Annotated in this window: 26 protein-coding genes; 4 read left to right on the top strand and 22 right to left on the bottom strand. The window is 64.9% G+C overall.

Annotated elements, in window-relative coordinates; translation table 11 throughout:
• Positions 1-33: 33 nt before the first annotated feature.
• From Q5Z11_RS06260 to Q5Z11_RS06345, 18 genes are all read right to left on the bottom strand, one after another.
• The gene (locus Q5Z11_RS06260) at positions 34-2448 is read right to left on the bottom strand and encodes a TonB-dependent receptor domain-containing protein (protein WP_303749180.1); all 2415 of its coding nucleotides are present in this window, start codon (positions 2446-2448) and stop codon (positions 34-36) included.
• Positions 2449-2566: 118 nt separating this feature from the next.
• A complete protein-coding gene (locus Q5Z11_RS06265) occupies positions 2567-2980 on the bottom strand; it encodes a hypothetical protein (RefSeq protein WP_303749181.1) in 414 nt (137 codons plus the stop codon).
• Between the two features lie 289 nt (positions 2981-3269).
• Positions 3270-3956, bottom strand: a complete 687-nt coding sequence (locus Q5Z11_RS06270; RefSeq protein ID WP_303749182.1) for a Fe2+-dependent dioxygenase — start codon at positions 3954-3956, stop codon at positions 3270-3272.
• Positions 3957-4009: 53 nt separating this feature from the next.
• Positions 4010-6313: a catecholate siderophore receptor Fiu gene (locus Q5Z11_RS06275; protein WP_303749183.1), complete on the bottom strand. Its 2304-nt coding sequence runs from the start codon at positions 6311-6313 to the stop codon at positions 4010-4012.
• Positions 6314-6474: 161 nt separating this feature from the next.
• On the bottom strand, positions 6475-6906 hold the full coding sequence (locus tag Q5Z11_RS06280) for a hypothetical protein (RefSeq protein WP_303749184.1): 432 nt from the start codon (positions 6904-6906) through the stop codon (positions 6475-6477).
• Positions 6907-7177: 271 nt separating this feature from the next.
• Positions 7178-7510, bottom strand: a complete 333-nt coding sequence (locus tag Q5Z11_RS06285; protein WP_303749185.1) for a non-heme iron oxygenase ferredoxin subunit — start codon at positions 7508-7510, stop codon at positions 7178-7180.
• Positions 7507-8043, bottom strand: a complete 537-nt coding sequence (locus Q5Z11_RS06290; RefSeq protein WP_303749186.1) for a GNAT family N-acetyltransferase — start codon at positions 8041-8043, stop codon at positions 7507-7509. Before Q5Z11_RS06290 ends, Q5Z11_RS06285 begins: the two co-directional genes overlap by 4 nt.
• 438 nt (positions 8044-8481) lie before the next feature.
• Positions 8482-9579 carry a TonB family protein gene (locus tag Q5Z11_RS06295; protein WP_303749187.1) on the bottom strand — a complete coding sequence of 366 codons (1098 nt, stop codon included), beginning with the start codon at positions 9577-9579 and terminating at the stop codon, positions 8482-8484.
• 31 nt (positions 9580-9610) lie between these two features.
• The gene (locus Q5Z11_RS06300) at positions 9611-10204 is read right to left on the bottom strand and encodes a biliverdin-producing heme oxygenase (protein WP_303749188.1); all 594 of its coding nucleotides are present in this window, start codon (positions 10202-10204) and stop codon (positions 9611-9613) included.
• Between the two features lie 10 nt (positions 10205-10214).
• Positions 10215-12917, bottom strand: coding sequence for a TonB-dependent receptor (locus tag Q5Z11_RS06305; RefSeq protein ID WP_303749189.1), 2703 nt, complete (start codon positions 12915-12917; stop codon positions 10215-10217).
• Positions 12918-12987: 70 nt separating this feature from the next.
• Positions 12988-13935, bottom strand: coding sequence for a FecR family protein (locus tag Q5Z11_RS06310; protein ID WP_303749190.1), 948 nt, complete (start codon positions 13933-13935; stop codon positions 12988-12990).
• A complete protein-coding gene (locus Q5Z11_RS06315; RefSeq protein WP_303749191.1) occupies positions 13932-14450 on the bottom strand; it encodes a sigma-70 family RNA polymerase sigma factor in 519 nt (172 codons plus the stop codon). Before Q5Z11_RS06315 ends, Q5Z11_RS06310 begins: the two co-directional genes overlap by 4 nt.
• A 318-nt stretch (positions 14451-14768) precedes the next feature.
• Positions 14769-16025 (bottom strand): cysteine desulfurase, encoded by a 1257-nt coding sequence (locus tag Q5Z11_RS06320; protein ID WP_303749192.1) that lies wholly within the window; start codon positions 16023-16025, stop codon positions 14769-14771.
• Positions 16022-17284: a Fe-S cluster assembly protein SufD gene (gene sufD, locus Q5Z11_RS06325; protein ID WP_303749193.1), complete on the bottom strand. Its 1263-nt coding sequence runs from the start codon at positions 17282-17284 to the stop codon at positions 16022-16024. Before sufD ends, Q5Z11_RS06320 begins: the two co-directional genes overlap by 4 nt.
• Positions 17284-18048, bottom strand: coding sequence for a Fe-S cluster assembly ATPase SufC (gene sufC / locus Q5Z11_RS06330; protein WP_282271346.1), 765 nt, complete (start codon positions 18046-18048; stop codon positions 17284-17286). Before sufC ends, sufD begins: the two co-directional genes overlap by 1 nt.
• 36 nt (positions 18049-18084) lie before the next feature.
• On the bottom strand, positions 18085-18495 hold the full coding sequence (locus Q5Z11_RS06335; RefSeq protein ID WP_303749194.1) for a lysozyme inhibitor LprI family protein: 411 nt from the start codon (positions 18493-18495) through the stop codon (positions 18085-18087).
• Positions 18492-19967, bottom strand: coding sequence for a Fe-S cluster assembly protein SufB (gene sufB, locus Q5Z11_RS06340; RefSeq protein ID WP_303749195.1), 1476 nt, complete (start codon positions 19965-19967; stop codon positions 18492-18494). The genes Q5Z11_RS06335 and sufB overlap by 4 nt, the downstream gene beginning before the upstream one ends.
• A 19-nt stretch (positions 19968-19986) precedes the next feature.
• The gene (locus Q5Z11_RS06345) at positions 19987-20433 is read right to left on the bottom strand and encodes an SUF system Fe-S cluster assembly regulator (protein WP_293706143.1); all 447 of its coding nucleotides are present in this window, start codon (positions 20431-20433) and stop codon (positions 19987-19989) included.
• A 388-nt stretch (positions 20434-20821) separates the two neighbouring features.
• Between Q5Z11_RS06345 and Q5Z11_RS06350 the strand changes: the two genes are divergently transcribed.
• Entirely contained in the window at positions 20822-21289 is a 468-nt protein-coding gene (locus Q5Z11_RS06350; RefSeq protein ID WP_303749196.1) for an SET domain-containing protein, read from the top strand.
• 219 nt (positions 21290-21508) lie between these two features.
• Here Q5Z11_RS06350 and Q5Z11_RS06355 read toward each other — a convergent pair whose 3' ends face one another.
• From Q5Z11_RS06355 to Q5Z11_RS06370, 4 genes are all read right to left on the bottom strand, one after another.
• The gene (locus Q5Z11_RS06355; RefSeq protein ID WP_303749197.1) at positions 21509-22093 is read right to left on the bottom strand and encodes a DUF1439 domain-containing protein; all 585 of its coding nucleotides are present in this window, start codon (positions 22091-22093) and stop codon (positions 21509-21511) included.
• A gap of 78 nt (positions 22094-22171) precedes the next feature.
• Positions 22172-22309 (bottom strand): hypothetical protein, encoded by a 138-nt coding sequence (locus Q5Z11_RS06360; RefSeq protein WP_303749198.1) that lies wholly within the window; start codon positions 22307-22309, stop codon positions 22172-22174.
• 66 nt (positions 22310-22375) lie between these two features.
• The gene (locus Q5Z11_RS06365) at positions 22376-22684 is read right to left on the bottom strand and encodes a DUF3861 family protein (RefSeq protein ID WP_303749199.1); all 309 of its coding nucleotides are present in this window, start codon (positions 22682-22684) and stop codon (positions 22376-22378) included.
• A gap of 208 nt (positions 22685-22892) precedes the next feature.
• Positions 22893-23303, bottom strand: a complete 411-nt coding sequence (locus Q5Z11_RS06370) for an HU family DNA-binding protein (protein ID WP_282272710.1) — start codon at positions 23301-23303, stop codon at positions 22893-22895.
• 302 nt (positions 23304-23605) lie between these two features.
• On the opposite strand from Q5Z11_RS06370, the gene Q5Z11_RS06375 reads away from it, so the two are divergent.
• The 3 genes from Q5Z11_RS06375 (at position 23606) to Q5Z11_RS06385 (ending at position 26664) form a co-directional block, all read left to right on the top strand.
• Entirely contained in the window at positions 23606-24040 is a 435-nt protein-coding gene (locus tag Q5Z11_RS06375; RefSeq protein WP_303749200.1) for an OsmC family protein, read from the top strand.
• Between the two features lie 128 nt (positions 24041-24168).
• Complete coding sequence (locus Q5Z11_RS06380; protein WP_303749201.1) at positions 24169-24885, top strand: glycine zipper 2TM domain-containing protein; 717 nt, start codon at positions 24169-24171, stop codon at positions 24883-24885.
• A 99-nt stretch (positions 24886-24984) separates the two neighbouring features.
• Complete coding sequence (locus Q5Z11_RS06385) at positions 24985-26664, top strand: amidohydrolase (protein ID WP_303749986.1); 1680 nt, start codon at positions 24985-24987, stop codon at positions 26662-26664.
• Positions 26665-26673 lie beyond the last annotated feature (9 nt).

Here is a 26673-nt window from a genome sequence, read left to right on the forward strand (position 1 = left end):
CCTGTGCTGCGCACAAGGGAGGGAGCGCCGTGCTTAGAAGCTCAGGTTCACGCTCAGCCAGAAGCTGCGTGCCTTGTCCTTGTTGTTGTAATCGTCCTCGAACAGCACTTCGTTGGTGGCGTCGCCGTAGATGCCGCTGCCGTCCAGATCGTTGAACACGGTCTGGTAGGTGGTGAAGTCGCGGTCCAGCAGGTTGTTGATGCGGGCGTTGATCTTCATCCACTGGGTGGCCTGGAACGAGGCACCGAGATGGAACACGGTGTAGTCCTTGTAGTACAGCTCCTGGCCGGTGATCGCACTGACGCCGCGGTAGCGCTTGGAGCGTGCTTCGCTGGTCACGAACAGGTTGAAGCGGTCGCTTACCTGCCAGTCGAAGGTGGCATTGGCCATGTGCTTGGCGCTCAGGCCCAGCGGACGGCCCTTGTCGGCACCGCTCTTCTGCTCGCTGTCGGTATAGGTGTAGTTGGCACGCAGGCCGAAGCGGTCGCTGATCTCCCAGCGGCCGGCAACTTCCGCACCCTGGATCACCACTTCATCGATGTTCACCGTCTTGGTGCTGGTCGCATAGCCCAGATCGGCGTACTCGCCGGTGCTGGTGCAGACCAACGACAGGCCAGTGCCGCAGGGCTGGGTGGAGATCTTGTCGTCGAACTTGTTGTGGAACAGGGTGGCGTTGAAGTTGTGGCCATCCGGATGCTGCCAGTACACCGCCAGCTCGGTGCTGGTGCTGGTTTCCGGCTTCAGGTTCGGGTTGCCGAACATCGGCGAGGTGCCCTGGCCGCCAAAACCGGTGACGCCGTCATACAGCTGGGTGGTCTTGGGGGTCTTGAAGCCGGTGCTGACACCGCCCTTGACCGTCCACTGCGGGTTGACGGTGTACACGCCGTACAGGCGCGGGCTCAGGTGGTCGCCGAACACTTCATGGTCGTCGAAGCGCAGGCCGTAGGTGATGGCCAGCGGCTCGATCACGGTCCAGGTGTCTTCGGCGAACAGCGAGTACATGTTGTGCTCCTGCTTGCGGCCCGGGTCACCCACTTCGGTGCCGAACACGCCGTCGGTCAGCTCGCCGCGGATGATCTGGGTGCCGAACACGGCGATGTGCTCACCGGCTGCCTGGAACGGCATGTCGACCTTGGCATCGAAGGTGTACTGCGCACTTTCCAGTACACGCTTGGGGCGCGGCAGGAAGGTGGAAGCGGCCCGTGCGCGGCGGTCGGCCAAGCTCATGCCGGCATAAGGGCCGGTGCCGTCGATCATCTGCAGCAGGTGCTCACGCTCGGCCACGGTGAACGGCATGGTGCGGCCTTCGTTGTTGGTGGCCACATGCGCCAGCGAGACGAAGCTGTTGCCAAAGCCCCACTTGCCTTCGTGGGTCAGTGCCCAGGCGTCGCGGGTGAATTCCTGGGTGGGGCCGTAACCGGCGCGCGGGTTGGCGCGGCGCGACCAGGTGCCGCCGTTGTTGCGGCATGCGTTTGCGTTGGCGCCGGCGGCGCCCAGGCAGAAGTTGCCGGCGGTGAAGATGCTGCTGATGCTGTCGACGGTGCCGACCGGGTATTCCTCTTCGCCGGCATCGTTGATCTTGATCGAGTTGTCGTATTCCTGGCGCGAGGTGTCGTAGTCCAGGGTGATGATCTGCGCCTCGGTCGGGGTCCACGCCAGAGTGATGCCGCCGGCCTTGTTGGTGTTGTCCACGGTCTTGCCGCCGGCACCAAAGCCCAGTGCACGGTTGTGCTGGTTGCCGGCCGGATCGGTCACCGACGAATAAACCGGGTTGGAGGCATCGCGGTCATACCAGCTGGCGCGCGCGCTGAGGTTGAGCTTGCCCGGCAGCAGCGGGCCGGTGACGAACAGGTCGGCGGTACGGTCGTCGCCGAACTGGTCATCGGTCTCGAAGCTGCGGGCCAGGGTGGCCGAGCCGTGCCAGCTGTCCAGGGTGCGCTTGGTGATGACGTTGATCACGCCGCCCATCGCATCGGCGCCGTACAGGGTGGAGGCGGGGCCGCGGATCACTTCGATGCGCTCGATCGCATCCAGCGGCGGGATGTGGTTGAACTGGTTGCCGCCGAAGTTGTTCGGGTAGATGTCGCCGTGGTTGTTCTGGCGACGGCCGTTGATCAGGATCAGGGTGTAGTCCGAGCCCATGCCGCGCATCGAGATGCTGCCCTGGCCGGTCTTGTCGCGGGTCTCGCCCACGTCCACGCCTTCCAGGTCACGCACTGCATCAAGCAGGGTGATGTACGGGCGCTTGGCCAGTTCTTCCTGGGTGATGACCGAGATGCTGGCCGGTGCATCGGTGATCTTCTGTTCGAAGCCGCTGGCGGTGACGACGACCTTGTCCAGCGTGGTCGGCGCATCGTTGGCATGGGCGCTGGCGCTGATGGCGCCGAGCACGGCGAGGCTGAGCAGGTGGCGGGAAACGGACACACGGTGACGCTGGCGCAGGGCCATGGGAATACCTCGGTCAAGGAAATACGGGTTGCAGCCGTCAACACCGCAGGCGCGCACGCGTGCAGGGACGAGCTGGGAAAAAGAGAGGGGTGAAGCGGAAACGACTACGCGCGGAGCTTCAGCTCAGCGGTGGCGCCTGCCCACGCTGTTGGCGCGGGCTGGCCAGCGCATGGGCAATGACCGGCTCGGAGGCCGGAATGACCGTGCGGATGGGGCTGAAGGCGTCCGCTGCGGACAGCAGCTGCTCGACGCTTGGCAGGGGCAGGGCGGCGCGCGGTGCGCGCAGCTGCGCTACCCGGCGCAGCTTGGCCGGGCTTTCTTCTTCCAGGTGGCGTTCGCCGCCCTGACGTTCTTCCGCCGGCGCCGACGCGTGGCCGTTCTGGGCCAGGCCGAGCCGGGAAAACTGGATGCCGTTCTGGCACAAGCCAGCCAGCAGCGACAACAGCAACAGCAAGCACAAAGCCAGCGGACGCAGGCTGACAGCGCCGGAAACGGCGTTGTTCTGTGCGTGCTGGCGCTGTGATTGCTGCATTCGTATCCCCGGATTGCGGACGCGGCGACAGGGGCCGGCGTTCGCGGTGCGGCATTGTAGATACGATTCGTTAACTTTTGCAAATGAGAATTGCTATCAACATGACGAATGTCAATCGCCGTACGACAAGCGCTTCCATAGGCGTGGTTCCGTAGCCCGGGTAAGCGCAGCGCACCCGGGAGCACGGATTCTCCGGTCTTTCAGGCTTCCGCCAAGCGCCCCGGGTGCGCTGTGCTTACCCGGGCTACGGCCTTGCTACCGCTGCGCGTTCAGATCGGGGCTAGGTCGCTCAGGTCTCAGCCCATTGCCGCAGCAGGTTGTGATAGATCCCGGTCAGGCTGACCAAGGACGGGTGCTGCGGGCAATCCATGGTCAGCTGCTGGATGGAGGTATCCATTTCCCACAGCAGGCGCCGGTGCGCATCGTCGCGGACCATGCTCTGCACCCAGACGAACGAGGCCAAGCGCGCGCCGCGCGTTACCGGCTGCACCTTGTGCAGGCTGCTGGACGGATATACCACCAGGTCACCGGCCGGCAGCTTCACTTCGTGTTCGCCGTAGGTGTCGCTGATGATCAGCTCGCCACCGTCGTAATCCTCGGGCTCGCACAGGAACAAGGTGCAGGAGATGTCCGAACGGATATGCGTGCGTTGTGCGCCGTGGCCGACGCTCATTACCGAGCCATCGACGTGGAAGCCGTACTCGCCACCGCCGGTGTAACGATTGAAGCGTGGCGGCAGGATCCGCAGCGGCAGTGCCGCGGCGAAGAACAGGGGATTGCGTTCCAGCGCGGCCAGAACATGCTGGCCCAGCTCGGCCTTCAGCGGTGAGGCATCGGGCAGCTGTAGGTTGCGTTTTACCTGCGCACCTTGATGGCCAACGGTCTCGCGGCCATCAGCCCAGTCGGCCGTTTCCAGTGCACGGCGGAAACCGGCCACTTCCTCGGCGCTGAGTACATTGGGTATGTGCAGCAACATGGCGGTCTTTCCGAAAAGGGCGCAGGGGAGTTTAAGCCCCTGCGCCCATCTGATCAGAAGCGGAAGTCCGCGCTGAACATGAAGGTACGCGGGGTACCCGGGGTGTAGCGGTAACCGCTCTTGTTGATCGCGGCGACGTACTGCTTGTCGAACAGGTTGTAGGCGTTCAAGCGCAGCACCAGGTTGTCGTTGACTGCATAGGACGCCACGGCGTCATACACGGTGTAGGACTTGACGAAGGCCGGCGTGCCCTTGGCACCGTCGGTACCGCGATGCATTTCGCCGGAGTAACGCACGCCGCCGCCGATGGTCAGGCCGAACGGGAACACGTAGCTGGTCCAACCGGTGAAGGCATCGTCCGGGGTGTAGGTCAGGTTGTTGCTGCCATCGGCGGTCACCAGGCTGCCGGTATCGACCTGGGTGTTCATGTGGGTATAACCGGCAGAGACCGACCAGTTGTCGGTGATCTTGCCGACGGTGGACACTTCAATGCCTTCCACGGTCTTCTGGCCGTTCTGGAAGTAACCATCGGCAGCGCTGCCGGTGATCTCGTTGGTCACTTCGGTACGGAACAGGGCAACGTTCAGTGCCAGTGCGTCATCCAGGAACGCCCACTTGGTGCCCACTTCGATGGTGCGGGCTTCCTGCGGATCCATGTTGATGTTGTTGACGTTGCCAGCGGTTTCGTTGAGCTGGAAGTTGTTGCCGCCCGGAGGCTGCTGCGAAATGGCGTAGTTCGCGTAGACGCTGACGGCGTCGTTGGGCTTGTACAGCGCACCGACCTTCCAGTTGATCAAGGTGTCCGAATCATCGAAGGACGGCAGCGCGATCAGGGTGCCGACCGGACGACCGGCGCAGTTGGCGGCGGTGCACAGCGCCGAGCTGCTGTACTCGGTCTTGTAGTGATCGGCACGCAGGCCAGCGGTCAGCATGAAGCTCTCGCTGAACTTCAGGGTGTCGAACACGTACAGCGAGGACGTGGTGGTCTTGCCGTCGGTGTGGACGCCGGTGCGGCGGGTGGTCAGGCCGGTTGCATTCCAGTCCGGGTTGTACAGGTTTGCCGGGCCCCAGCCAGCGCCAACGGTGCCGGCCTTGCCCCAGGACTTCTGCTCTTCCTGGGTGAACTCCACGCCAGTGCTGACGTTGTGCTGGACGCGGCCGGTGACGAAGTCGATGCGCAGGTTCAACTGGTCGGTCAGGATCGTGTTTTCCTGATCCTTGTAGGTCAGGTTGCTGCGATTCATCGTGTAGGTGGACAGGTCATTGATGTCTGTCCACTTGATGTTGCCGGCCTGCTGGTTGGCGGTGGTACCGCCGGTGGACATGAATGCCGTCAGCAGATAGTCCTGCTCGGTCTTGCCCCAACGCGCGGTGTTGGTCAGCTTGAACGTGTCGGAGAAATCATGTTCGAAGCGGAAGGTCGCCTGCTGCGAGGTCACGTCATCGTGGTCGTAGCGGGTGCCGTAGAAGTTTTCCGGGTTCACCGGGTGGCCGGCCAGCTGCTCCAGGCCCGGCTGCGGGGTCCAGCCCGGCAGGCCGATGGTCGGCACGAAGCCGTCGGGGATGTTGTCCTGCTTCAGGTACTGCAGGTTGAGGAAGTAGCGGGTGTCGGTACCCAGGCCGAAACCGAACGACGGCGCAAAGCCCCAGCGCTTGTTGTTGACGTGGTCACGGCCGGCGACGTCGCTGTCCTGCCACATGGCGTTCAGGCGCAGCGCAGCGGTGGCGCCCAGGGTCTGGTTCCAGTCTGCGGTAGCGCGCTGCTGGCCATCGGTGCCGGCGGTGAGGCTGCCTGCGATCGCATCGCGCAGGTTGGCCTGCTTGCTGATCATGTTGATCGCGCCGGTGGGCGCGGTGCGGCCGATATCGGTACCGGCCGGGCCCTTCAGCACTTCGACCTGCTCGGTGTTGAACACGTCGCGCGAGATCGAGCCCAGGTCGCGGATGCCGTCGACCAGGATGCTGCTGGAGCTGTCGAAGCCGCGCATGTAGATGGTGTCACCGGTGCTGGTGTTGCCGTTCTCACCTGCATAGAAGGTGCCCACGCCGGCGCTGTTGCGCAGTGCTTCGGTCAGGGTGGTGGCGCCCTGCTGGTTGAACAGATCGCTGGTGATCACCTGGATGGTCTGCGGGGTGTTCTGCAGCGTCTGGGTGTACTTGTTGGAGGCGGACTTCTCGGCCTTGAAGCCGTTCATCGCATGCACCTCGACCTGGTCCAGGGTCTTGGCATCCTGGGCGCTGGCCAGGCCTGGCAGGGTTGCCAGGCTCAGACCGGTGATCAGGCTGGCGGTGGTCGATGCCAGGACGCTGATGCGCGGCGCGGTGCTGCTGTGCTTGCGGCTTTTGATATGGGTCATGGTGATGATCGGTAGTGAAAAGGGAGAAGTAAGACGACCGCCGCAGCCGGGTGGCGCGGAGGCAGGGGAACGGATCGGTGGGGCGAGCCATGCGGCACGGCGCAGGCGTAGAACGATGAGCAACAGAACGACGGATCGCAGAGTGCGTCCGTGTCAGCTGGTCAGGCGCGCGGCGGGGCGTGGCCGGGATTGAGCAGCAGGTAGGGCGCCAACGGATAGCGTTGGGCGCGTTCAACCGCGTGCTGCAGCAGCGTGTCGCTGGCGGCAGTCACGAAGATGCGGCTGGGGGTAAACAGAGCGAGCGGAACCGGGCTGGACAGCATCGCTGCCGGCCGCGGCCGGGTCAGACGGGAGGATTCGCCGCCGGTTTCGCTGATGGCGGCCATCTCCAGCGGATGCTGCGGATGACCGGGTTCAGGTGAAGCCAGAACCTGGTCGAACGCTTCCACTGCCAGCGGGGCCGTGACCACCGCCTTGGCCTGGAACGCCACGGCCCAGACCAGCAACATGCCAAACACCAGCATCAGCCAAGGCAGGCGCTGCCGCACGGCGGCGACAGTCAGCGATTGAGCCTTGGTGGATGGGGAGGACATTGGAAAAGCGCAGACCGTTAATTTCGCGTTATCGCGACAGATGCGCATCTTATTGAGAATTGTTTGCGTTTTCAATTCTGAGGTACTGGGTATACCTCAGCTATCTTCCGGGTACGGTTCGGCCGCGAAGGATGAATTGGCTGTCCACGGCAGCGGCCCGGTATCCGCCAGATCGGATCACGCCATGCGGGATGGGACTGTCCTGGAGCGGGGGCCAGATACCGTGCTCTGTCCCGGCCGCTGGGACAGGGTTCCCCCATTGATGACCAGCTCAGTCGCGGTCGTCGCGCGACCAGATGCCGCCGTGTTCGCGCTTGACCGGGAACTTGGGCACCGCCGTATAGGCCGGGGCGCAGAGGGCGCGGCCATCGCGGATGTCGAAGCGGGCGCCGTGCAGGATGCACTCGATGCTGCCTTCATCCGGGTCCAATGTGCCGGAGGACAGCTCGAACTCCTCGTGCGTGCACTGGTCTTCCAGCGCATACAGCTCACCGTCCAGGTTGAACACCACAATCGGCGAGCCGGTGACTTCGTCGAAGCCGGTCTTCATTTCGCCCGGCAGCAGTTCCTCGCTGGCACAGATGAAGGTCCAGGTCTCGCTCATGCGGCAACACCCAGCGGCTTCTCAAGGATCTCGAACTGCAGGTCGTCACGCTTGGGGATGCCGAAGCGCTCATCGCCATACGGGAACGGCTTCTTGATGCCGGTACGCACGTAGCCGCGGCGTTCGTAGAAGGCGATCAGTTCATCGCGGCAATCGATCACCGTCATCTGCATGGTCGGCAGCTGCCACTGCTCGGCGGCGTGCTGTTCGGCGCGCTGCATCAACTGCTTGCCGATGCCGCCGCCCTGGGCGTTGGGGCTGACCGAGAACATGCCGAAGTAACCGTGGCCGTTTTCATCGGCGACATGGCAGCAGGCCTGGAGTTGACCGTCCTGCTCGGCGAGCAGGATCACGCTGCGCGGGCGGTCCAGATCGCCCTGGATGCCGGCGGCGTCGATGCGCTGGCCGTCGAGGAGGTCGGCTTCGGTGGTCCAGCCAACGCGGGAAGCATCGCCACGGTAGGCGGAGGTGACCAGGTCGATCAGGGCCGGGATATCGGCGGCGGTAGCAGGGCGGAAAGTCAGCGTGTTCATGGGCTGCATTCTAGCGCCGCGAGCCGGAACGGACGATGGGAGGAGTCCTGGGCTGTGCTCCCTCCCTTTGCCGCAGGCAAGGGGAGGGCTGGGGAGGGGGAGCTCTTGGCAGCGTGATGCAGCAGTGGCGTCGCGGCTGTAGAGCCGAGCCATGCTCGGCTGGGGCGTTACCGGTGAAGCCCTTGCCGAGCATGGCTCGGCACTACAGGTGAAGCCCTTGCCGAGCATGGCTCGGCACTACAGGTGAAGCCCTTGCCGAGCATGGCTCGGCACTACAGGTGAAGCCCTTGCCGAGCATGGCTCGGCACTACAGGTGAAGCCCTTGCCGAGCATGGCTCGGCACTACAGGTGAAGCCCTTGCCGAGCATGGCTCGGCACTACAGGTGAAGCCCTTGCCGAGCATGGCTCGGCACTACAGGTGAAGCGTTTGCCTTGCGCTCAACGCATGAAGAACTCGACCGGGAATGACAGCTCCAGCGGTGCTTTGCGTGCTTCCGGCACCGCCGGCAATGGCGCCGCGCGGCGGAAGGTATCCAGTGCGGCCTGGTCGAGCATCGCCGAGCCGGAGGATTGCTCCAGTGCCAACGACAGCACCGAGCCATCGCGTGCAAGGCTGACGCGGACGTGGGCGACGCCTTGTTCACGGCGCGCGCGGGCGGCATTCGGATAGCGGCGATGGCGCTCCAGCTTGGCCATGACCCGGCCTTCCCAGCTGTCCTTGCCGGGGTTTGCCGCGCTTGGCCCGGGCGGCAGCGGTGGGGTCAGCGGTGCTGCGGCGATCGAAGCTTCCTGTTGTTGCGGGGCCAGCGCCTGCTGCACCGGTTGCGGCGGCGCGGGCGGTGGAACCACCCAGTTGGCGTCGGCGCGCAGTGGCGACGGCGGCAGCGGGCGCGGCGGTTCCGGTTTTTGCTTCTCCGCCGAGGCAGCAGCGGAAGGTGTTGGGGCAACGATCTCTTCCAGCGGCTGCTCCGGTGCGCGCGGTGGCAGCATCACCAGTTGCGTGCGTTCGGCGGGCTCCTCCAGCGGTGGATCCATGCTTGGCGCGCGGCTCCACAGCAACAGCGCGAACATTCCAATGTGCAGCAACACGGTCACGGTTGCGGCGACGGAGCGGATGCCGCGTTCTTCCGATTGCGGGGACGGCACCGCGGCTACGCCGCGCGGCAGCGGCCGGGTCAGCAGATACAGTGCGCAGCCGCCCATGCCGATCGCAACCGCCAGCCACAGCAGCAGCGACGGATGCGCGAAGTACCAGAACATCGCAAAACCCAGCGTCATGCCGCCGCAGGCAAATGCTTTGGCACGCTTGGACATCGCGCCCTGCTCGCGCCACAGCCGCAACGGTGGGCCGAATTGCGGGTGCTGCAGCAGCCAGCGTTCGAAGCGCGGCGAGGAACGGCCAAAACAGGCGGCGGCCAGAATCATGAAAATGGTGGTGGGCATCACCGGCAGCAGTGCGCCGATGATGCCCAGGGCCACCATCACCATGCCCAGCAACAGATAGCCCACGCGCACGGCGCGATTGCGCCGTGGCATGGTTGGTACGGTGCTCAGCGTTGCCTCCATCTCAGTCGGCAAAACCCTGCTCGACGTAGCCATGCACGCGTTGGAACGCGGCAGTGGCACCAGCCACCAGACGTTGTTCCTGCTCGGCATCCAGCGCGTTGCCGTCCAGCGCCTCGGTGAAACGCCGCAAATGACGCGCGCGCCCGTCAGGGTGACCGGCCAGGTGGCGCGCGCCATGATTGGCATCCAGGCCGATCTTCGCCGCCAGCTTGAACAGGATGGCAGCGCCGAGGTTGGAGCCTTCGACCACGTACAGCCAACCCAGTGCGGTGGCCGGGTCGATGTCGCTGCTCAAGGCTGCATTGTCATCGGCGGGCAGTGTTTCACCCAGGTCGAGCAGGTCCTGCTGCAGTTCCTGCAGGCGCTGGCGTTCGGCCAGGTCCGGTAACAAGCCCTGCAGTGCCGGCAGCGAATACAACACCGCCAGGTCACGGTGGAAGCGGTACTGCACGCGCAGGAAGCGCCGGTAGTTCTCAAGCGATGCGAAGGGTTCGCCGCGCATGATGCGTTGGTCCAGCCGCTCGTGGGTACCGTGGGTGGCGGCCTTCAAGCGTTGGCTGCGGCTGAGTTCCAGCAGCATTGGGGAAGCGGACATATGCGGTTCCTCAGAAGTTGACGGTGAAGCCCATGCGCACGGTGCGACCCGGCGAGGCCATCAGGCCCAGCGTCATCGCGTCCATGTAGTAACGGTCGGTGAGGTTGTCCACGCTCAGGTCGAGCGCGACGTGCTCGTTGATGCGGTAGTTGGCGAACAGGTCGACCAGTACGTAGGAACCCCAATCGACCACCGGGATGATGCTGCTGGCGCGTGGCAGGGTCGGGCGGTTGCCGGTGTAGCTGACCCGGCCACCGGCGGTCAGCCGCTGGTCCAGCTGATGGGTGCCCAGCGTCAGCGCACCGGAGGCGCGCGGCGGGACGTGGTTGCTGGCATAGCTGTCGGTGACGCCGCCCGGATGGCAGGGTTCTGACTTGGTCGGATAGGCGCGGTCGCTGTGGCAGAAGTTGGTGTAGGTGTAATAGCTGCCGGACAGCTCACTGAAGAAGCGCGGCGTGCGGTATTCGGCGGTGATCTCGTAGCCCTTGAAGTCGGCGTTGTCGATATTCTCGATCACCGGCGACGACACCCAGCCGTCCAGCTGCACGGTGGTGCGGGTCAGGTAATCCTTTACGTGGTTGTCGAAGTAGGCCAGCTTCAGGCGTGCCTGGTCGCCTTCGGCGAACAGACCATCACGCAGCAGGTTGATGCCGTACTCGCGGTTCTTGGCGCGCTCCGGACGCAGGTCCATTGCAAACGTGCTGGGGACCGGGCCGGAGCTGGTCTCGAACAGGCCGGGCATGCGCAGCGCTTCGGCATAGCGGGCATAGACCTGCACGCCCTCGAACGGGGTGAAGGTGATCGCCGCGATCGGTGCATTGCCGCTGGCCTTGTTCTGCAGGTGGACGTCGGTATAGGTGATGGGCCGGCTCTGCGATGGCACGCGGGTGATCTCGCGGTCATAGCTCTTGTAGCGGGTGTGGCGGATGGCGGCGTCGAACTTCAGCCAATCGGTGGGCACCCACTCGGCGCTGGCGAACAGGCTGCTTTCCTCACGCTTGGCGTTGTTGCTGCTGAAGCTCTGCGAGGCGCTGATCGGATGCACGTCTTCCTTGCCGTGGGTGAAACCGTACTGCAGGGCGACGTCGCCCCAGGCGGTGATGAAGCGCGAGGTGTTGGTGGCGTCGATACCCCAGCGCTCGGCCTGGCGGTAGGTGGTCTCGATATAGGTGTACTCCGGCGGCAGCGCCGGGAACGAGTAGACGTTGCGGATGGTGTTGTCCAGCGCGGTACGCCAGGCGTTGGCCTTGAAGTCGATCAGCTCGTTGGCCGGCTGCCAGCGGTAACGCGCGGTCCAGGTGTCGGCATCGACATCGCTGAGCGCCGATTGCAATGCGCCTTCACCGCGCAGGATGGCCGACGGCATCAGCTCGCCGTAGCGGCTCTGGTATTTCATGCGGCCCAGTTCCAGCGCCTGGTCGGGGCTGGGCTTCCAGGTGCCCTTGAGCAGCCAGGACTGGTTGTCGACCGAGGTATTGAGCACTTCTTCGCCGGCACGGAAGCGGTTGAGGCCCTCGAAGCTGACGGTGGTGTACTCGACCCAACGACCACGGCTGTCGGTGGTACGCGAGATGGCATAGTGCGGCTCAGGCGCGCCCGGGCCGTTCTCGCCGGCGAAATAGTTGCCGGTCTTGCGTCGCGCGAAGGCGCCCAGCACTTCGAACTCGCCCCAGCGCTTGGCCGCAGCGATGCTGCCGCTGCCGCCGGTCGGGGTGCCGGTGGAAGGGCGATCCATGCCGGTCTCATCGGCAAACTCGCTTGGCAGCTGCTGCACGGTGCAGGTGCGGCCGCCACCACAGGCGGTGAGGAAACGGCCGCCATTGCGCAGGCCGCCAGTGGTGAAGGCCGCCGGCGGCGAAGACGAATTGTCGCTGAAGCTGCCTTTCAGGCGGATGCCCCAGTCCTTGTCGCCGCTGATGATGTCCTCGGCGTTCAGGGTGCGCATGCTGACCACGCCGCCGATCGCGCCGACGCCTTCCGCACCGCCGGTCGGGCCCTTCTGGATGTCGATGCCGCCAATCATGTCCGGGTCGATGTAGCTGCGCCCGGCCACGCCGGCATAGCCGCGGTAGACGGTGACCTGCTGCTGGCTGCCGTCGATCAGCACCGGCACGCGGTTGAAGCCCTGCATGCCGCGGATGTTCAGGTCGAGCGCACCGGAGTTGCGGTTGTCGCCGTTGATGACACCGGCCACGCTCTTGAAGATGTCACCGGCCTGGGTGCCGCGCGAACGCTCGATCTGCTGCAGCGACAGGTGCGCGCCGGACTGCGCGGAGGTGTAAGGCGTGTCGGCCGAATTGCGGCTGTCATCGCCCAGCTGGGTTCGGTTTCCCTGGTCACCCTGCACCCGCAGCGTGCCGATGCGTTCCACGCCGTTGGCCGGCGCGCGCTGGACGGTCAGCGCGCCGCTGGCGGTGGTGACCAGTTGCAGGCCGCTGCCCTGCAGCGCCTGTGCGGCGGCCTGTTCGACCGAGTACTGGCCATTCACGGCCTTGGCCTGCTTGCCCTGCAGCAGGGCCGGGTCCACCGACAAGGTGCGGCCGGCGCTGGCGGCGATGCGGTTGAGGCTGGCGCCTAGCGGGCCGGCGGCGATCTGGTAGTCGAGCACTGCCGCATCAGCGGCTGCGGTTTGCGCGTGGGCCAGCGGAACGGCGCAGGCCAGCGACAAGGCCAGGGCAAGGCAGGAAGGGCGAAGCAGGGGGGAGGCGGACATCGATACGGCTTCCGAAAGAGGGTTTCGGATAGGGATGTGTATCGAGGGCGAAAAACCGGACACGCTCACGCTATTTTTTTTCGATCAGGGTGACCGGGCCGTAGGAGCGGATCAGCAAGGGCAGGGTTTCGGCCAGCGCGGCCAAGGTGCGGTCACTGTCATCCAGCCCGAATACGCCCTGCACGCGCAGCGCGGCGGCCTCCGGCGAAACCCGCAGGAAGCCACTGCGGTAGGCGCGCAGACGCTCCACCAGATCCAGCAGCGGCACGTTGTCGAGGCTGACCCGGCCGTGCAGCCAGTCGGTCAGTTGCAGCGGATTGCTGCCGAGTGCGGTGATGCCGCTGGCATCGATGCGTGCGCTTTCCCCGGCGAGCAGGCGCTGGCTATGGCCGTGCTGGTCTTCGATCAAGACGTGATCGCTGAGAACGGCAACCTGGGTGGATGCCTCGTAGCGTTCGACCATCAATTTGCCGCGCAGCAGGCTGAGCTTGGTGTGCAGGCTGTGCAGCAGCAGGGGGCGAGGATCAGCGGCGATATCGAGCAAGGCGCGCCCGCGCCGCAGCCACAGTTGGCGCTGGTTGGCACCGAAATCCAGGTCGATCGCGCTGCGCGCGTCGAGGGTGAGCGTGCTGCCGTCTTCCAGTGCGAAACGGCTACGTTGCCCGGTGGCGGTGCGCAGGTCGGCGCTGAGCTCGCGCAGTGGGAATTTGCGGTCGGCCAGCAGCGCCGCGCCGCCAGCGGTGAGGGCGAAGGCCGCAAAGGAACGCAGGGCGACGCGCCGTGACGGCCGCAGCAGCAGTTCGCGTGTCTGTTGGTCCTGGCCGGGATGACGCTGGGCAACCTCGCGCAGGCGCTGGAAGCGGCCCTGGATTTCCTGCAGCTGCTGCCAAGCCTGACGATTCTCGGCCGAGGCGTCCAGCCAGCGCTGCAGCTGCTGTTCGCTGTCCGCACCGGCACTGCCGGATTGCAGCAGCACCATCCAGTCGATGGCGGCTTCCATCGCCGCTTGCTCGCTCATGGGGCCAGATCCGTGTGCTGCAGGTCCTGCAGGCAGCAGCTCCAGGCCTGGCGCAGGTAGCGACCGACCGTGCGTACCGATACGCCAAGCTGTTGCGCGATCTGCTCGTGGCCCATGTCGTCGAGCTGGCTGTAGAGGAAGGCGGCGCGGGCGGGTGCTGGCAGCGATTGCATGCTGCGGTCGACCAGCAGCACGGTTTCCAGCAGCAGCGCCCGCTCTTCAGGGGAAGGCGAGAATGCTTCTGGACTATGCCGCAGTTGTTCCAACCAGGCCTGTTCCAGATCACGGCGCCGGCGCAGATGGAACAGCAGGCGCTTGGCGATGGTGGTCAGGAACGCGCGCGGCTCATCGATGCTGGTCAGCGGCGTGCGCGAAGCTGCGACCTGGCTGAAGGTCTCGGCGGTGAGGTCTTCTGCGTCCCAGCGGCACCGAACCTGCCTGCACAGCCGTGCCAGCAACCAGCGGTGATGGTCGCGGAACAAGGTGGCAAGGAGGGAGGATGACGCGGGGCTCATCGTTTGTGCAAATGCGAATTGTTCGCATTATGACATGTGTGAGCAGCGCTGTGCGCGGTGATCTTCTGCTGGGTTGTGGGAGCGGCATAAGCCGCGAGGCTGACAAATTGTCAGATTGCGGTATCAACGAGCGCTGCAGCCACGCCTGCTTCGCGGCTTACGCCGCTCCCACAATCATTCCGCTACTCAGTGCTGCGTCGTAGCCCCTCTCCCGTTTACGGGAGAGGGGTTGGGGTGAGGGCGCTTTCGCTGTTTGAATCTCGAGCTGTAGTGCTATCGGCTTCGCGGCTCACGCCGCTCCCACAAAACCAGCGCGGCTCAACCCAGCAAGGTGCGCACTTTCTTCAACGCCGCCATGAAGGACTCGATCTCTTCATGCGTGTTGTAGAACGCCAGCGAGGCGCGGCAGGTTGCAGCTACGCCGTAGTACTGCAGCAGCGGGTGCGCGCAGTGCTGGCCGGAGCGCACGGCGACGCCTTGCAGGTCGAGCAGGGTCGCCAGGTCGTGCGCATGTGCGCCTTCGATCTGGAACGACACCACCGCCGCCTTGTTCGGCGCAGTGCCGAAGATACGCAGGCCTTCAACGCGCTGCAGTTCTTCGGTGAAATGGGCCAGCAGCTCCTGCTCGCGGGCTTCGATGTGTTCGCGACCCAACGCTTCCAGGTAATCCACTGCCACGCCAAGGCCGATGAAACCGGCGATGTTCGGCGTGCCGGCTTCGAACTTGTGCGGGGCATCGTTGAATACGGTGCCTTCGAAGCTGACTTCCTTGATCATCTCGCCGCCACCAAGGAAGGGCGGCATATCTTGCAGGTGCTCACGGCGTGCCCACAGCGCGCCGGTGCCGGTCGGGCCGCACATCTTGTGGCCGGTCACCACGTAGAAATCGCAGCCGATGGCGGCAACGTCCACGCTCAGGTGCGGTGCGGCCTGCGAGCCGTCGATCACGGTGACGATGCCGCGCTTGCGGGCCTCGCGGCAGATCTCGCGCACCGGATTGATGGTGCCCAGCACGTTGGAGACGTGGGTGAGCGCCAGCAGCTTCACTTCCGGCGTCATCGCTGCATGCAGCGCGTCCAGGTCGAGGCTGCCATCGGGGCTGATCTCGGCCACGCGGATGGTCGCGCCGGTGCGCTCGGCGACCAGCTGCCACGGCACGATGTTGGCGTGGTGCTCCATGCGCGACACCAGGATCACATCGCCAGCCTTCAAACGCGGCAATGCCCACGAGTACGCGACCAGATTGATCGCAAAGGTGGTGCCGCTGCACAACACCAGCTCATCGCTGCGCACGTTGAGAAAGCGCGCCAGCTTGGTGCGTGCGCCTTCGTAGGCGTCGGTGGCCTCGGTGCCGAGCGCATGCACCGCACGGCTGACATTGGCGTTGTAACGGCGATAGAACTCGTCCACCGCGCCGATCACCGACAGTGGCTTCTGCGCGGTGTTGGCATTGTCGAAATACACCAGCGGCTTGCCGTTGACTTCGCGCATCAGCAGCGGGAAATCGGCGCGCACGCGCTCCCAATCGGGGGCGGTCACTGAAGTGTGGATCGGACGCGGGGAACTGAGATTCATGCCATGCCTGCCTGTTGCAGTGCCTGGTCCAGGTGGCGGGCCAGCTTTTCGGTAAGAACGCCTTCCACCGCGGACAGCGGCTCGTGGCAGAACGCGGCGCTGAGCATGGCGCGCGCCTGTTCGGCAGGCAGGCCACGCGAGCGCAGGTAGAACAGCGCGTTGGCGTCGAGCTGGCCGACAGTAGCGCCGTGAGCCGCCTTGACCTCTTCGGCGTCGATCACCAGCGTCGGCTGAGTATCGATCTCGGCATCGGCCGACAGCAGCAGGTTCTTGTTGGACAGGTTGGCATCGGTGCCATCGGCGCCTTCGCGGATGCCGATGCCGCCATGGAACACCACGCGGCTGCGGTTGGCCGCCACGCCGCGCCAGACCAGCTCGGCGCTGGTGTCCTTGGCGATGTGCTCGATGCCCAGGCGGGTATCGATATGACGGCGGCCGGTGCCGAGCAGCACGCCATTGGCGGTCAGCTTGGCGTTGTCGCCTTCCAGGCGCACGTTGAGCTCATGACGGCTCAGCGCAGCACCCAGTTCCAGGTCGATGCGGCGGTACTCTGCATCGCGTGCCAACACCGCGTCGGTGCGCAGCAGCGAGGTGACACGCGCGCTGTCGGCCTGGACGCGGGCGTGCGACAGTACGGCGTTCTGGGCGATGTGGACGTGGACCAGGGTGTTGTCCAGGTGCGCGCTGTCGCCGGCCTGCAGGTGATGTTCGACCAGGCCGAACACGGCGCCACGGCGCAGTTCGATCAGGTGACGGTGATGCCAGGCGTGGTCGCTGGAATCCGCCGTGCTGACAAATACCAGATGCAGCGGGGTTTCGCTGACGATGCCGTCGGCGACCTGCACCAGCACGCCCTCATCGGCGAGTGCGGCATTGAGCTGGGCGAACACTTCCTCGGCGCGCTCGAAGCGACGGCCAAGGAAACGCAGTGCCTCGGGCTCTTCGGCCTGCACGGCGGACAGGGTGCGCACCTGCACACCGGCATCCAGCGACGACAGATCGCTCAACGCAGCGCTGTGGCGGCCGTTGACGAAGACCAGGCGCGGCGACGGGATGTCGGCCAGCAGCGCGGCATCGATGTCCGGGGCCTGCAGCGGCGCGGCAGTGAAACTGCGGCGCTCCAGTTGACGCAGTGAGGTGTATTTCCAGGCCTCGTTGCGGGCGGCGGGTAGGCCGGTTTTCAGTGCGGCTTCAAGCAGCTCGGCGCGCTCCTTGCTGCCGCAGAAGGTGCCGGCCAGTGAATCGAGCAGGGCATTCATTACTTGGCGGCCTCGCGGACCACGCGGTCCTTCAGGAAGTCATAACCGTGGGCTTCCAGCTCCAGCGCCAGTTCCGGGCCACCGGTCTTGACGATGCGACCGTCGGCCAACACGTGCACCACGTCCGGCTTGATGTAGTCGAGCAGGCGCTGGTAGTGGGTGATGACCAGGAACGAACGCTCCGGCGAACGCAATGCGTTGACGCCATCGGCCACGCTCTTCAGCGCATCGATGTCCAGGCCGGAGTCGGTTTCGTCGAGGATCGCCAGCTTCGGTTCGAGCACGGCCAGCTGGAAGATCTCGTTGCGCTTCTTCTCGCCACCGGAGAAGCCTTCGTTGACGCCACGGTGCAGCAGCTCGTCCTTCAGGTGCAGCACGGCCAGCTTCTGCCGGACCAGCTTGAGGAACTGCATCGAGTCCAGTTCCTCTTCGCCACGTGCCTTGCGCTGCGCGTTGAGCGCGGCACGCAGGAAGTAGGTGTTGTTGACGCCGGGGATTTCCACCGGGTACTGGAAGGCCAGGAACAGGCCGGCGGCGGCGCGTGCTTCCGGTTCCAGCTCCAGCAGGTCGCCATCTTCGAACTGCACGCTGCCGGCGGTGACGTCGTAGCCGTCGCGGCCGGACAGGACATTGCCAAGGGTGGACTTGCCGGCGCCGTTCGGGCCCATGATGGCGTGCACTTCGCCCGGCTTCACTTCCAGCGACAGACCCTTGAGGATTTCCTTGTCGCCGATGCTTGCGTGGAGGTTTTCGATCTTCAGCATGAGGGTGCGTTCTTCAATATGTAGTGTGCGGGGCGATCAGAGCTCGCCTTCGGCGCGATCGAGGAAGGTGGCGCGCAGCCACTGGGTGCGTTTGCGGGTCAGCTCGGCCTTGTTGGCCGAATACAGCATCGGATACATCGAGCCGTACAGGACGCGCGGATTTTCGTCCTTGCCCACCGGGTAGCGCGCTTCGATGTCGGCGTCGCGCAGCGGGATCCACAGGCGCTGGGCAGCGCGCAGCTTGTCGATGGCGACCGGCTGGCCCTGCAGTTTCTGCATCACCTGCCGGTACACGGCGTTTAGCTCGGTGTCGGCGGCGGTGGCTTCGGCCGCCGCGCACTCGTTGAGCTCGAACTGGGTGCGGGCGTCATCACAGGCCTTGCCCGGCGACGCAGCGGAGGCCGCGAACGGCAGCACGGCCAGCAGTAGCAGCGGCAGGCGGCTCATCCGACCGATCCTTCCAGCGAGACTTCCAGCAGCTTCTTGGCTTCCACCGCGAACTCCATCGGCAGTTCCTTGAAGACCTGCTTGCAGAAGCCGTCGACGATCATCGACACCGCGTTTTCCTGGTCGATGCCGCGGGCGCGGCAATAGAACAGCTGGTCGTCGGAGATCTTGGAGGTGGTGGCCTCATGCTCGACGGTGGCGCTGGGGTTCTTCACCTCGATGTAGGGGAAGGTGTGGGCGCCACACTTCTTGCCGATCAGCAACGAGTCGCACTGGGTGTAGTTGCGCGCGCCTTCTGCACCACGGTCAACACGCACCAGGCCGCGGTAGGTGTTCTGGCCACGGCCGGCGCTGATGCCCTTGGAGATGATCTTGCTCTTGGTGCGCTTGCCGACGTGGATCATCTTGGTGCCGGTATCGGCCTGCTGGCGATGGTGGGTCAGCGCGACCGAGTGGAATTCGCCCACCGAGTCGTCGCCCAGCAGCACGCAGGACGGGTACTTCCAGGTGATGGCCGAGCCGGTTTCCACCTGGGTCCAGGTCACCTTGGAGCGCGCGCCACGGCATTCGGCACGCTTGGTGACGAAGTTGTAAATGCCGCCGACGCCGTTCTCGTCGCCCGGGTACCAGTTCTGCACGGTCGAATACTTGATCTCGGCATCTTCCAGCGCCACCAGCTCGACCACCGCGGCGTGCAGCTGGTTTTCATCGCGCATCGGCGCGGTGCAGCCTTCCAGGTAGGAGACGTAGGCCTTGTCCTCGCAGATGATCAAGGTGCGCTCGAACTGCCCGGTATTGCTGGCGTTGATGCGGAAATAGGTGCTCAGCTCCATCGGGCAGCGCACGCCGGCCGGGATGAAGACAAAGCTGCCGTCGGAGAACACTGCCGAGTTCAACGCGGCGAAATAGTTGTCGCCCACCGGTACCACCGAGCCCAGGTACTTGCGCACCAGCTCCGGGTATTCGCGGATGGCTTCGGAGATGGAGCAGAACACCACGCCCTTCTCGGCCAGCTCCTTGCGGAAGGTGGTGCCGACCGAAACCGAGTCGAACACCGCATCCACCGCCACGCCAGCCAGCTTTGCGCGCTCATGCAGCGGCACGCCGAGCTTCTCGTAAGTGTCCAGCAGTTCCTTGGGCACTTCGTCCAGCGACTGGTACTTCGGGCCCTTGGGTGCGGAGAAATAGCTCAGTGCCTGCAGGTCGATCGGGCCGATCTGCAGCTTGGCCCAGTCCGGCTGGCGCATGGTCAGGAAGTGGCGGTAGGCGTCCAGGCGCCACTGCGTCATCCATTCGGGCTCTTCCTTCTTGGCCGAGAGCGCGCGGATGACGTCCTCGTCCAGGCCCGGCGGGAACGACTCGGATTCAATCAGGGTGATGAAGCCGGCGTCGTACTTGCGCCCCAGCTGTTCGTGGATTTCACGGTTCGGACTGTCGACGGTGTCGACCTTTTCGATGATCTCGGTGGCCATCAGGGCTGCCTACGGTTGTTCAGGAGACGACGTCGGCGCTGATGCGTCGACGGTCGGCAAGCGGTAAGGGGTGCAGCATCTGCGCGAGGGTGACGCCACGCAGGGCATCGGAAACGACGTCATTGATAAGCCGCCAGTTGGAGCGCACACCGCACTGCCCGGCAAGGCCGCACTGGCTCTGCTCCTGGCTGCACTCGGTGATGGCCAAGGGGCCTTCCATTGCTTCCAGGATCTCGATCAGGGTGATCTCGGAAGCTGGACGGGTAAGCCGGTAACCGCCGCGCACGCCACGCAGGCCCTCAACCAGCCCGGCCTGGGCCAGTGGCTTGAGCAGCTTGCTGACGGTCGGCGGCTCCAGCCCAGCGGCTTCGGCCAGATCGGTCGCGCTCAGCACTTCGGCCGGCCGTGCGGCAAGCACGGTCAGGACGACGGTGGCGTAATCGGTGAGCTTGGTGACGCGGAGCATTGCGGGAGCGGGGGTATCAATGTGGACCAAAATTGTACGCTTTCTCGTCCGGGCGGCCAAGTTTTGCTGTTCAGCTGGCGGAAATCCCCAGCCAATCAGGGGGCTGCAGCGGTTTCCTCTCCCGCTGCAGGAGAGGATGCCGAAGGCAGGAGAGGATGCCGAAGGCAGGAGAGGGCGCGGCACAGCCGCGGGCTCGGATAGCCTTGGATTGCATTGGGTTTGGTCCGCAGCTGTTATCGGCTTCGCGGCTGACGCCGCTCCTACAGGAAAAGGAGGCCCGCGGTGGCGTCCACTAAAGTGTCCGGCTTTTGCCGCACACCAATCCCCGCTTGGGTTGTCTTGCCCGATGGGCGAGAATCACCGCCTCACTCAAGTCCCGGCCATGTACATGCCCAAGAAGATCCAGGCGCGCAAATCCTCCATCCACGGCAACGGCGTATTCGCCGTGGCAGCGATCAAGAAGGGCGAGCGCGTCATCGAATACAAGGGCAAGCGCCGTACCCATGCCGAAGTGGACGCGGATGACGCAGGCGATGTGGAAACCGGCCACACCTTCCTGTTTACCTTGAACGACGATTACGTCATCGATGCCAACTACAAGGGCAACGATGCGCGCTGGATCAACCACAGCTGCGATCCGAGCTGCGAAGCGATGATCGAAGAGGCCGAAGGCGACGACCGTACCGCCGACAAGGTGTTCATCGAAGCCATCCGCGACATCAAGGCTGGCGAAGAGCTGACCTACAACTACGGCATCACCCTGGCCGAGCGCCACACCCCGCGCCTGAAGAAGATCTGGGAATGCCGTTGCGGCTCGCCCAAGTGCACCGGCACGATGCTGCAGCCCAAGCGCTGAGTCTCTGGGGCGCTGCATGGATCGGCGTGGTTTTGTTGGAGCGGCGTAAGCCGCGAAGCCACTGCCAGCTCAGGTGCTGCTAATGGATCATGGCGCAGCTCCGCGGGGAAGACCCTGCTCAGTGGCTGACACCTCACGAGCTTCGCGGCTTACGCCGCTCCTACAAACAAAGCAAAGAGGCCGCAATCGCGGCCTCTTTCGTTTCCACAGCTGTCCGGCTCAGTTCCCCAGCAAGCCCTGCGGCACGAAGCTGCCAAGGTTCTGGTTGAACTCCACCGCGATGCGTCCGTTCTGGATGCCTACGGACTTCACCTGCAGCACGCCCATCATCTTGGCGATGGCCGGGTCGATCTTGTAGATCGGCTCGCGGCGGGCGTAGTCGGCCAGCCAGCTGTTGAGCAGGCTGCGGGTGCTTGAATCCAGTTCACCACCACCAGCGCTGGGGCGGAAGCCATCAACCGTGGGTTGGTCCAGATGGAAGCCCTGGGTCTGCGCGTCGTAGCGCAGGCCGCTGCTGATCTGCACATCGCCTACCGGCATCGACGAACCACCCGCAGCCATGGCCAGGTTGAAGCCCAGGTCCAGGCGGCTGCCCTGCGGCAGGGTCAGGCGTGGCTGGCTGACGGTCAGTGCGAGCAGCCCGCCCAGTGCTTTCTGCGTGCGTGGGAAACTGCCATCCAGGTATTGCTGCACGTCGGCCGCGTCAACGGTCAACTGCTTGCCGTTGACCTGTGGAGCGGCATGGGCGCTGCCGGCGAGCGCGATCAAGGCAATGCTGGGGAGGAGCAGGGAACGCAGATTCATCGGGCGCACTCGGTAATGGCGGCAGGTTGGACTAGCAAGATAACCAGATCGGGTGAACGGCTTATTAGCAGCATCGATTCAAGCCAGGCCGAGGTGATGCCACGGCGACTTCAGGCCAACACCTTCGATGCGCGATGCAGGCATGGCTGGCAATTGCAGCGCGGGTTTCCAAGCGCGCCTGGCAGCCGCTGATGCAGCGGTCGGTTCGATCTGCACTCGGCAACTCCCGATCCAGCGCGACTGCGCAGAGCCACGCAAACCGTCGCCAGTCCCGCCAGCAGCTTAGTCCAGCGGGGCCTGCAGGCGCTTGAGCTTGTGCAGCAGCTGGTCCAGTTCCGGCTGCAGCGCGGCCAACAGGCTGTCGGGCTTGCCAGCCGATTCGGCCAGTGTCTCCAGCAGGCCGGTGACAACCACGATGCCGGCGTCTTCATTGCAGGACAGGCGGCGCTGGCCTTGCGCGGATTCCAGCTGGCGCATCCAGTTGTATTGGCTGCGCTGTTCGAACTCGATCGAGCAACGGCCGCTGCACTGCTGGCCGTCAGTCTCGATCGGAGTGACGGAGATTCGGTAGCGATGCTTGCTGATGGACATGGTGGACTACGTGGGGAAGCGGGGGAGTGGCCACCATAGGCCGGCGCTGGCGCAGGTACGAGGGTTCGGACCATGACGCTGTGTTCCAGCGTTTTTCCCATGCCACAGGCGGAACGCTGCGGCCCATGGGAACGTTTTCCTGCGCCCGTTCGGCCAAAAAAAACGGGACGGCAGGGCCGTCCCGTTTCTTCGCCAAGGGGCGCGCTGATTACAGCGCGGCGTCCTTGAGCTTCTTGAGCGGACGCACCTTGAGCTTGGTGGTGGCCGGCTTGGCGGCAAACCACTGCTCTTCCTTGGTGAACGGGTTGATGCCCTTGCGCTTCGGCTTGGCAGCAACGCTCACGGTGGAGATCTTCAGCAGGCCCGGCAGGGTGAAGGAGCCAGCGCCCTTCTTGTTGACCGAGGCGGCAACGGCGCCTTCCAGGGCGGCGAACACAGCGCGCACGTCCTTGGCAGCGACGGAGGTGGCTTCGGCGATGTGGGCGACCAGACCGGACTTGGTCAGTGCTTCCTTGATCGGCTTCGGTGCGGCCGGCTTGGCGGCAGCCTTGGTTGCAGCCTTCGTGGCTACTTTCTTCACTGCCTTCTTCGGGGCAGCCTTTTTAGCGGTCTTTGCCATGATTTCCTGTTCCGTGAACGGTTGGTTGTTGGTCGTGCCGACCCCGTCGGCAAGCGAAATGTAGGGCATGTATTGCGTGACGCCAATAGGTAATCGAAGAAAAAGCCCATAAATATTGCTTCCGGGCGTATTTCGACAACAAATCGGTGCCGGAAGTCATGCTCAAACCGCGTCGCGCACCGATCATCGGCGCTGTAGCTGGCCGCTGCCGGGCACGCCGCAGGGGATCATGCGGTGCCGCACAAGCAGCTAACGCGGATTGGTTTAGGCTGGCCACGTCATCCACCACGAGGAGTTCGACCATGGGTATTTCGCGTCACGCCACCGCACGCTGGGAAGGTGATCTGAAGACTGGGCAGGGCCGCTTGAACACGCCACAGAGCGGCTTGCTGGAGAACACCCGCTATGCCTTCAACAGCCGCTTCGGCGACGAGAAGGGCACCAACCCCGAGGAACTGATCGCTGCCGCGCACGCCGGCTGTTTCACCATGGCGCTGTCGGCCAAGCTCAGCGAGGCGGGCTTCCCGCCGACCTCATTGGATACCCGCGCCGATGTCGACCTGTCGATGGAAGGCGGCCCGCAGCTGTCGCAGATCCGGCTCAAGGTAAAGGCGGTGGTCCCCGGCCTGGACGAGACAAAGTTCCGCGCAATTGCCGATGACGCCAAGCAGAACTGCCCGGTTTCCAAGGCCTTGAGTGCGGTGCCGATCAGCCTGGATACCGAGTTTTCGGCCTGATTGGCGCTTGATTGATGGCCGGCCCGGTTGGCGTGCAACGCTGGCCGGGCCGGTTCAGGATCGTTTCACCCGTCGCACCTGAGCATCGCTCATCCCTTGTCCTCATGCCCGCCGGAGTGGTTGCTGCCATGTGTCGATCGCTAGCTGTTGCCGCAGTACTGATTGCTGGTGGCCTGGTCGCCTTCAATGCCTCCGCGCAGCGTTACGACGACGGCCAATACCGTCCCAACGGCTCTTACGATGACGGCCAGTACCGGCCGGACCCGCGCTACGACGATGGCCAGTACCGCGACCGCGGCAATACCGGCAACGGCGCGGTGTACGACTACGCACGGGTGGTACGGGTGGATCCGGTGATCGTCAACGGCGCGCGGGGCAGCAACCATCGCTGCTATGAGCGCAACGATGGCGGTTATGTGGACAACAACAATGGTTATCAGGCCGACGGCTATGGCAACAACAGCTATCGCAACGACGGCGGCTACGACAATGGCCAGTACCGGCAGGGCAACGAGAGCGGCCGCCAGTGGGCGACGGTGATCGGTGGCCTGGCTGGTGCGGTGATCGGCAGCCGCATCGGTGGCGGTGACGGCCGCTACCTGGGCACTGCGGTCGGCACCATTGCCGGCGGTGCCGCCGGCCGCGCCATCTACGAAGCCAGCAACCGGCCGAACTACCAGCGCGGCGACGTGCGTGTGTGTGAGCCAAGCGGCTATGGCAGCGAGAGCGAGCGGGTGGACGGCTACGACGTCACCTACGAATACGCGGGCCGCCAGTACCGCACCCATCGTGACTACCACCCCGGCGAGCAGATCCGTGTCCGCGTGGATGTAAGCGCCGACTGAGCGCAGCGGGCGTTTCTGCCTGGCTGAGAGGCCGGGCACGGTTTGTCAGGCCCGGTCGATGACGGCATAGTCCACGCATTCCGTTCTGGAGGGTGCGTGATGCGTCGTATTGCCTGTGTTGCCCTGTTACTCCCTTGCCTGCATGCGTTGCCGGCCCAGGCCGAGGTCAAGCTGCTGGTGGCCAATACCATCCGCACCGGTGACCCGGCCCAGCCCGTGGTCGGTGCCATTGCCTGGGAAAGTGACAGCGGCAAGGTTCTCGACGTGGGCAGTGCCGACGCTTTGCTGCAGTTGTACCCGCAGGCGCCGCGCATCGATGTGGGCGACGCGACCGTGGTGCCAGGGCTGATCGATGCCCACGCGCACATCATCGGCTTGGGCAATACCTTGATGCAGGCCGACCTGACCGGCGCGCGCACCCGTGGCGAAGTGCTGGAGCGGTTGCAGGCCTTCGAGAAGACGCTGGCGCCCGGCGAGTGGCTGCTGGGTCGTGGCTGGGACCAGAACCGTTGGGACAACACCGATTTCCCCACCGCCGCCGATCTGGATGCGGCGTTCCCGCAGCGTCCGGTCTATCTGGAGCGCATCGACGGCCATGCCGGCTGGGTCAACAGCGCCGCCATCGGTATTGCCGAGAGGGCGGGCAAGTCGCTATCCGGCGACTGGCAGCCGGAGGGCGGGCGCATTCTCCGCGATGCCGCTGGCAAGCCCAGCGGCGTATTGGTCGATGGTGCGGCGTCGCTGGTCTATTCGCAGATTCCGGCACTGGATGACGCTTCGCGCGAAAAGCGGCTGCAGGCTGCGCTGCAGGCGGCAGTCAGCAATGGTCTGACCGGTGTGCATGACATGGGCGTGTCGCGCGAGGACCTGACGCTGATGAAGCGTCTGGCCGACCAGGGCAAGCTGCCGCTGCGCATCGACGCCTATGCCGATGGCAACAACGAAGCGCTGGAGGACCTGTGCAAGACCGGCCTGTACGCCCATCCCGGCGGCCGCCTGCAGATGCGCGGGGTCAAGCTGTACATGGACGGCGCGTTGGGCAGCCGTGGTGCGGCCCTGCTCAGCGCTTACAGCGACGACCCGCATAACCACGGCCTGCTGATGACCTCGCCGGAGGAATTCGAAGTTGCGGTGCGCAAGGCCGATGGCTGCAAGGTGCAAGTCGCCACCCATGCGATCGGTGATCGCGGCAACCGCATCGTGCTGGATACCTACGAGAAGGTGCTGGGCTCGCACAAGGGCGCGGATCACCGCTGGCGCATCGAACACTCGCAGGTGGTGTCGCTGCAGGATATCCCGCGCTTCGCCAAGCTCGGCGTGATCGCCTCGATGCAGCCGACCCATGCCACCTCGGACATGGGCTGGGCCGAGCAGCGGGTTGGGCCGGAGCGCATCCTCGGCGCCTACGCCTGGCAGCGTTTCCTGCACAGCGGTGCGCGCTTGGCCCTGGGGTCGGACTTCCCGGTGGAGCAGGTCGATCCGCGGCTGGGCCTGTATGCAGCGGTTACCCGTCAAGACCGCGATGGCCAGCCGCCGGGTGGTTGGCAGCCGGAGCAGCGCCTGAGCGCCGCTGAGGCGCTACGTGGCTTCACCAGTGACGCGGCCTGGGCTGGCCATGACGAAGCACAGGTCGGCAAGCTGCAGCGTGGCCTGCGCGCCGACTTCGTGGTGCTGGATCGCGACCCGTTGAAAGTCGCTGCCGACCAGCTTGATGACCTGAAGGTGCTGTCGACCTGGGTGGATGGCGAGCCGGTTTACAAGGCGGCTCGAAACGACTGAGGCCTTCCA

The sequence above is a fragment of the Stenotrophomonas sp. 610A2 genome (assembly GCF_030549615.1).
Classification (GTDB): domain Bacteria; phylum Pseudomonadota; class Gammaproteobacteria; order Xanthomonadales; family Xanthomonadaceae; genus Stenotrophomonas; species Stenotrophomonas pigmentata.

Coding starts and splice junctions, on each gene's coding strand:
- Q5Z11_RS06350 (WP_303749196.1), top strand. CDS start 20,822: ATGCCCAAGAAGATCCAGGCGCGCAAATCCTCCATCCACGGCAACGGC.
- Q5Z11_RS06295 (WP_303749187.1), bottom strand. CDS start 9,579: ATGCCACGGCGCAATCGCGCCGTGCGCGTGGGCTATCTGTTGCTGGGC.
- Q5Z11_RS06365 (WP_303749199.1), bottom strand. CDS start 22,684: ATGTCCATCAGCAAGCATCGCTACCGAATCTCCGTCACTCCGATCGAG.
- Q5Z11_RS06385 (WP_303749986.1), top strand. CDS start 24,985: ATGCGTCGTATTGCCTGTGTTGCCCTGTTACTCCCTTGCCTGCATGCG.
- Q5Z11_RS06375 (WP_303749200.1), top strand. CDS start 23,606: ATGGGTATTTCGCGTCACGCCACCGCACGCTGGGAAGGTGATCTGAAG.
- Q5Z11_RS06355 (WP_303749197.1), bottom strand. CDS start 22,093: ATGAATCTGCGTTCCCTGCTCCTCCCCAGCATTGCCTTGATCGCGCTC.
- Q5Z11_RS06285 (WP_303749185.1), bottom strand. CDS start 7,510: ATGAGCGAGACCTGGACCTTCATCTGTGCCAGCGAGGAACTGCTGCCG.
- Q5Z11_RS06310 (WP_303749190.1), bottom strand. CDS start 13,935: ATGAGCGAGCAAGCGGCGATGGAAGCCGCCATCGACTGGATGGTGCTG.
- Q5Z11_RS06345 (WP_293706143.1), bottom strand. CDS start 20,433: ATGCTCCGCGTCACCAAGCTCACCGATTACGCCACCGTCGTCCTGACC.
- Q5Z11_RS06315 (WP_303749191.1), bottom strand. CDS start 14,450: ATGAGCCCCGCGTCATCCTCCCTCCTTGCCACCTTGTTCCGCGACCAT.
- Q5Z11_RS06290 (WP_303749186.1), bottom strand. CDS start 8,043: ATGAACACGCTGACTTTCCGCCCTGCTACCGCCGCCGATATCCCGGCC.
- Q5Z11_RS06280 (WP_303749184.1), bottom strand. CDS start 6,906: ATGTCCTCCCCATCCACCAAGGCTCAATCGCTGACTGTCGCCGCCGTG.
- Q5Z11_RS06265 (WP_303749181.1), bottom strand. CDS start 2,980: ATGCAGCAATCACAGCGCCAGCACGCACAGAACAACGCCGTTTCCGGC.
- sufD (WP_303749193.1), bottom strand. CDS start 17,284: ATGAATGCCCTGCTCGATTCACTGGCCGGCACCTTCTGCGGCAGCAAG.
- Q5Z11_RS06305 (WP_303749189.1), bottom strand. CDS start 12,917: ATGTCCGCCTCCCCCCTGCTTCGCCCTTCCTGCCTTGCCCTGGCCTTG.
- Q5Z11_RS06275 (WP_303749183.1), bottom strand. CDS start 6,313: ATGACCCATATCAAAAGCCGCAAGCACAGCAGCACCGCGCCGCGCATC.
- Q5Z11_RS06260 (WP_303749180.1), bottom strand. CDS start 2,448: ATGGCCCTGCGCCAGCGTCACCGTGTGTCCGTTTCCCGCCACCTGCTC.
- Q5Z11_RS06370 (WP_282272710.1), bottom strand. CDS start 23,303: ATGGCAAAGACCGCTAAAAAGGCTGCCCCGAAGAAGGCAGTGAAGAAA.
- Q5Z11_RS06380 (WP_303749201.1), top strand. CDS start 24,169: ATGTGTCGATCGCTAGCTGTTGCCGCAGTACTGATTGCTGGTGGCCTG.
- sufC (WP_282271346.1), bottom strand. CDS start 18,048: ATGCTGAAGATCGAAAACCTCCACGCAAGCATCGGCGACAAGGAAATC.
- Q5Z11_RS06270 (WP_303749182.1), bottom strand. CDS start 3,956: ATGTTGCTGCACATACCCAATGTACTCAGCGCCGAGGAAGTGGCCGGT.
- Q5Z11_RS06335 (WP_303749194.1), bottom strand. CDS start 18,495: ATGAGCCGCCTGCCGCTGCTACTGCTGGCCGTGCTGCCGTTCGCGGCC.
- sufB (WP_303749195.1), bottom strand. CDS start 19,967: ATGGCCACCGAGATCATCGAAAAGGTCGACACCGTCGACAGTCCGAAC.
- Q5Z11_RS06300 (WP_303749188.1), bottom strand. CDS start 10,204: ATGTCCGCTTCCCCAATGCTGCTGGAACTCAGCCGCAGCCAACGCTTG.
- Q5Z11_RS06320 (WP_303749192.1), bottom strand. CDS start 16,025: ATGAATCTCAGTTCCCCGCGTCCGATCCACACTTCAGTGACCGCCCCC.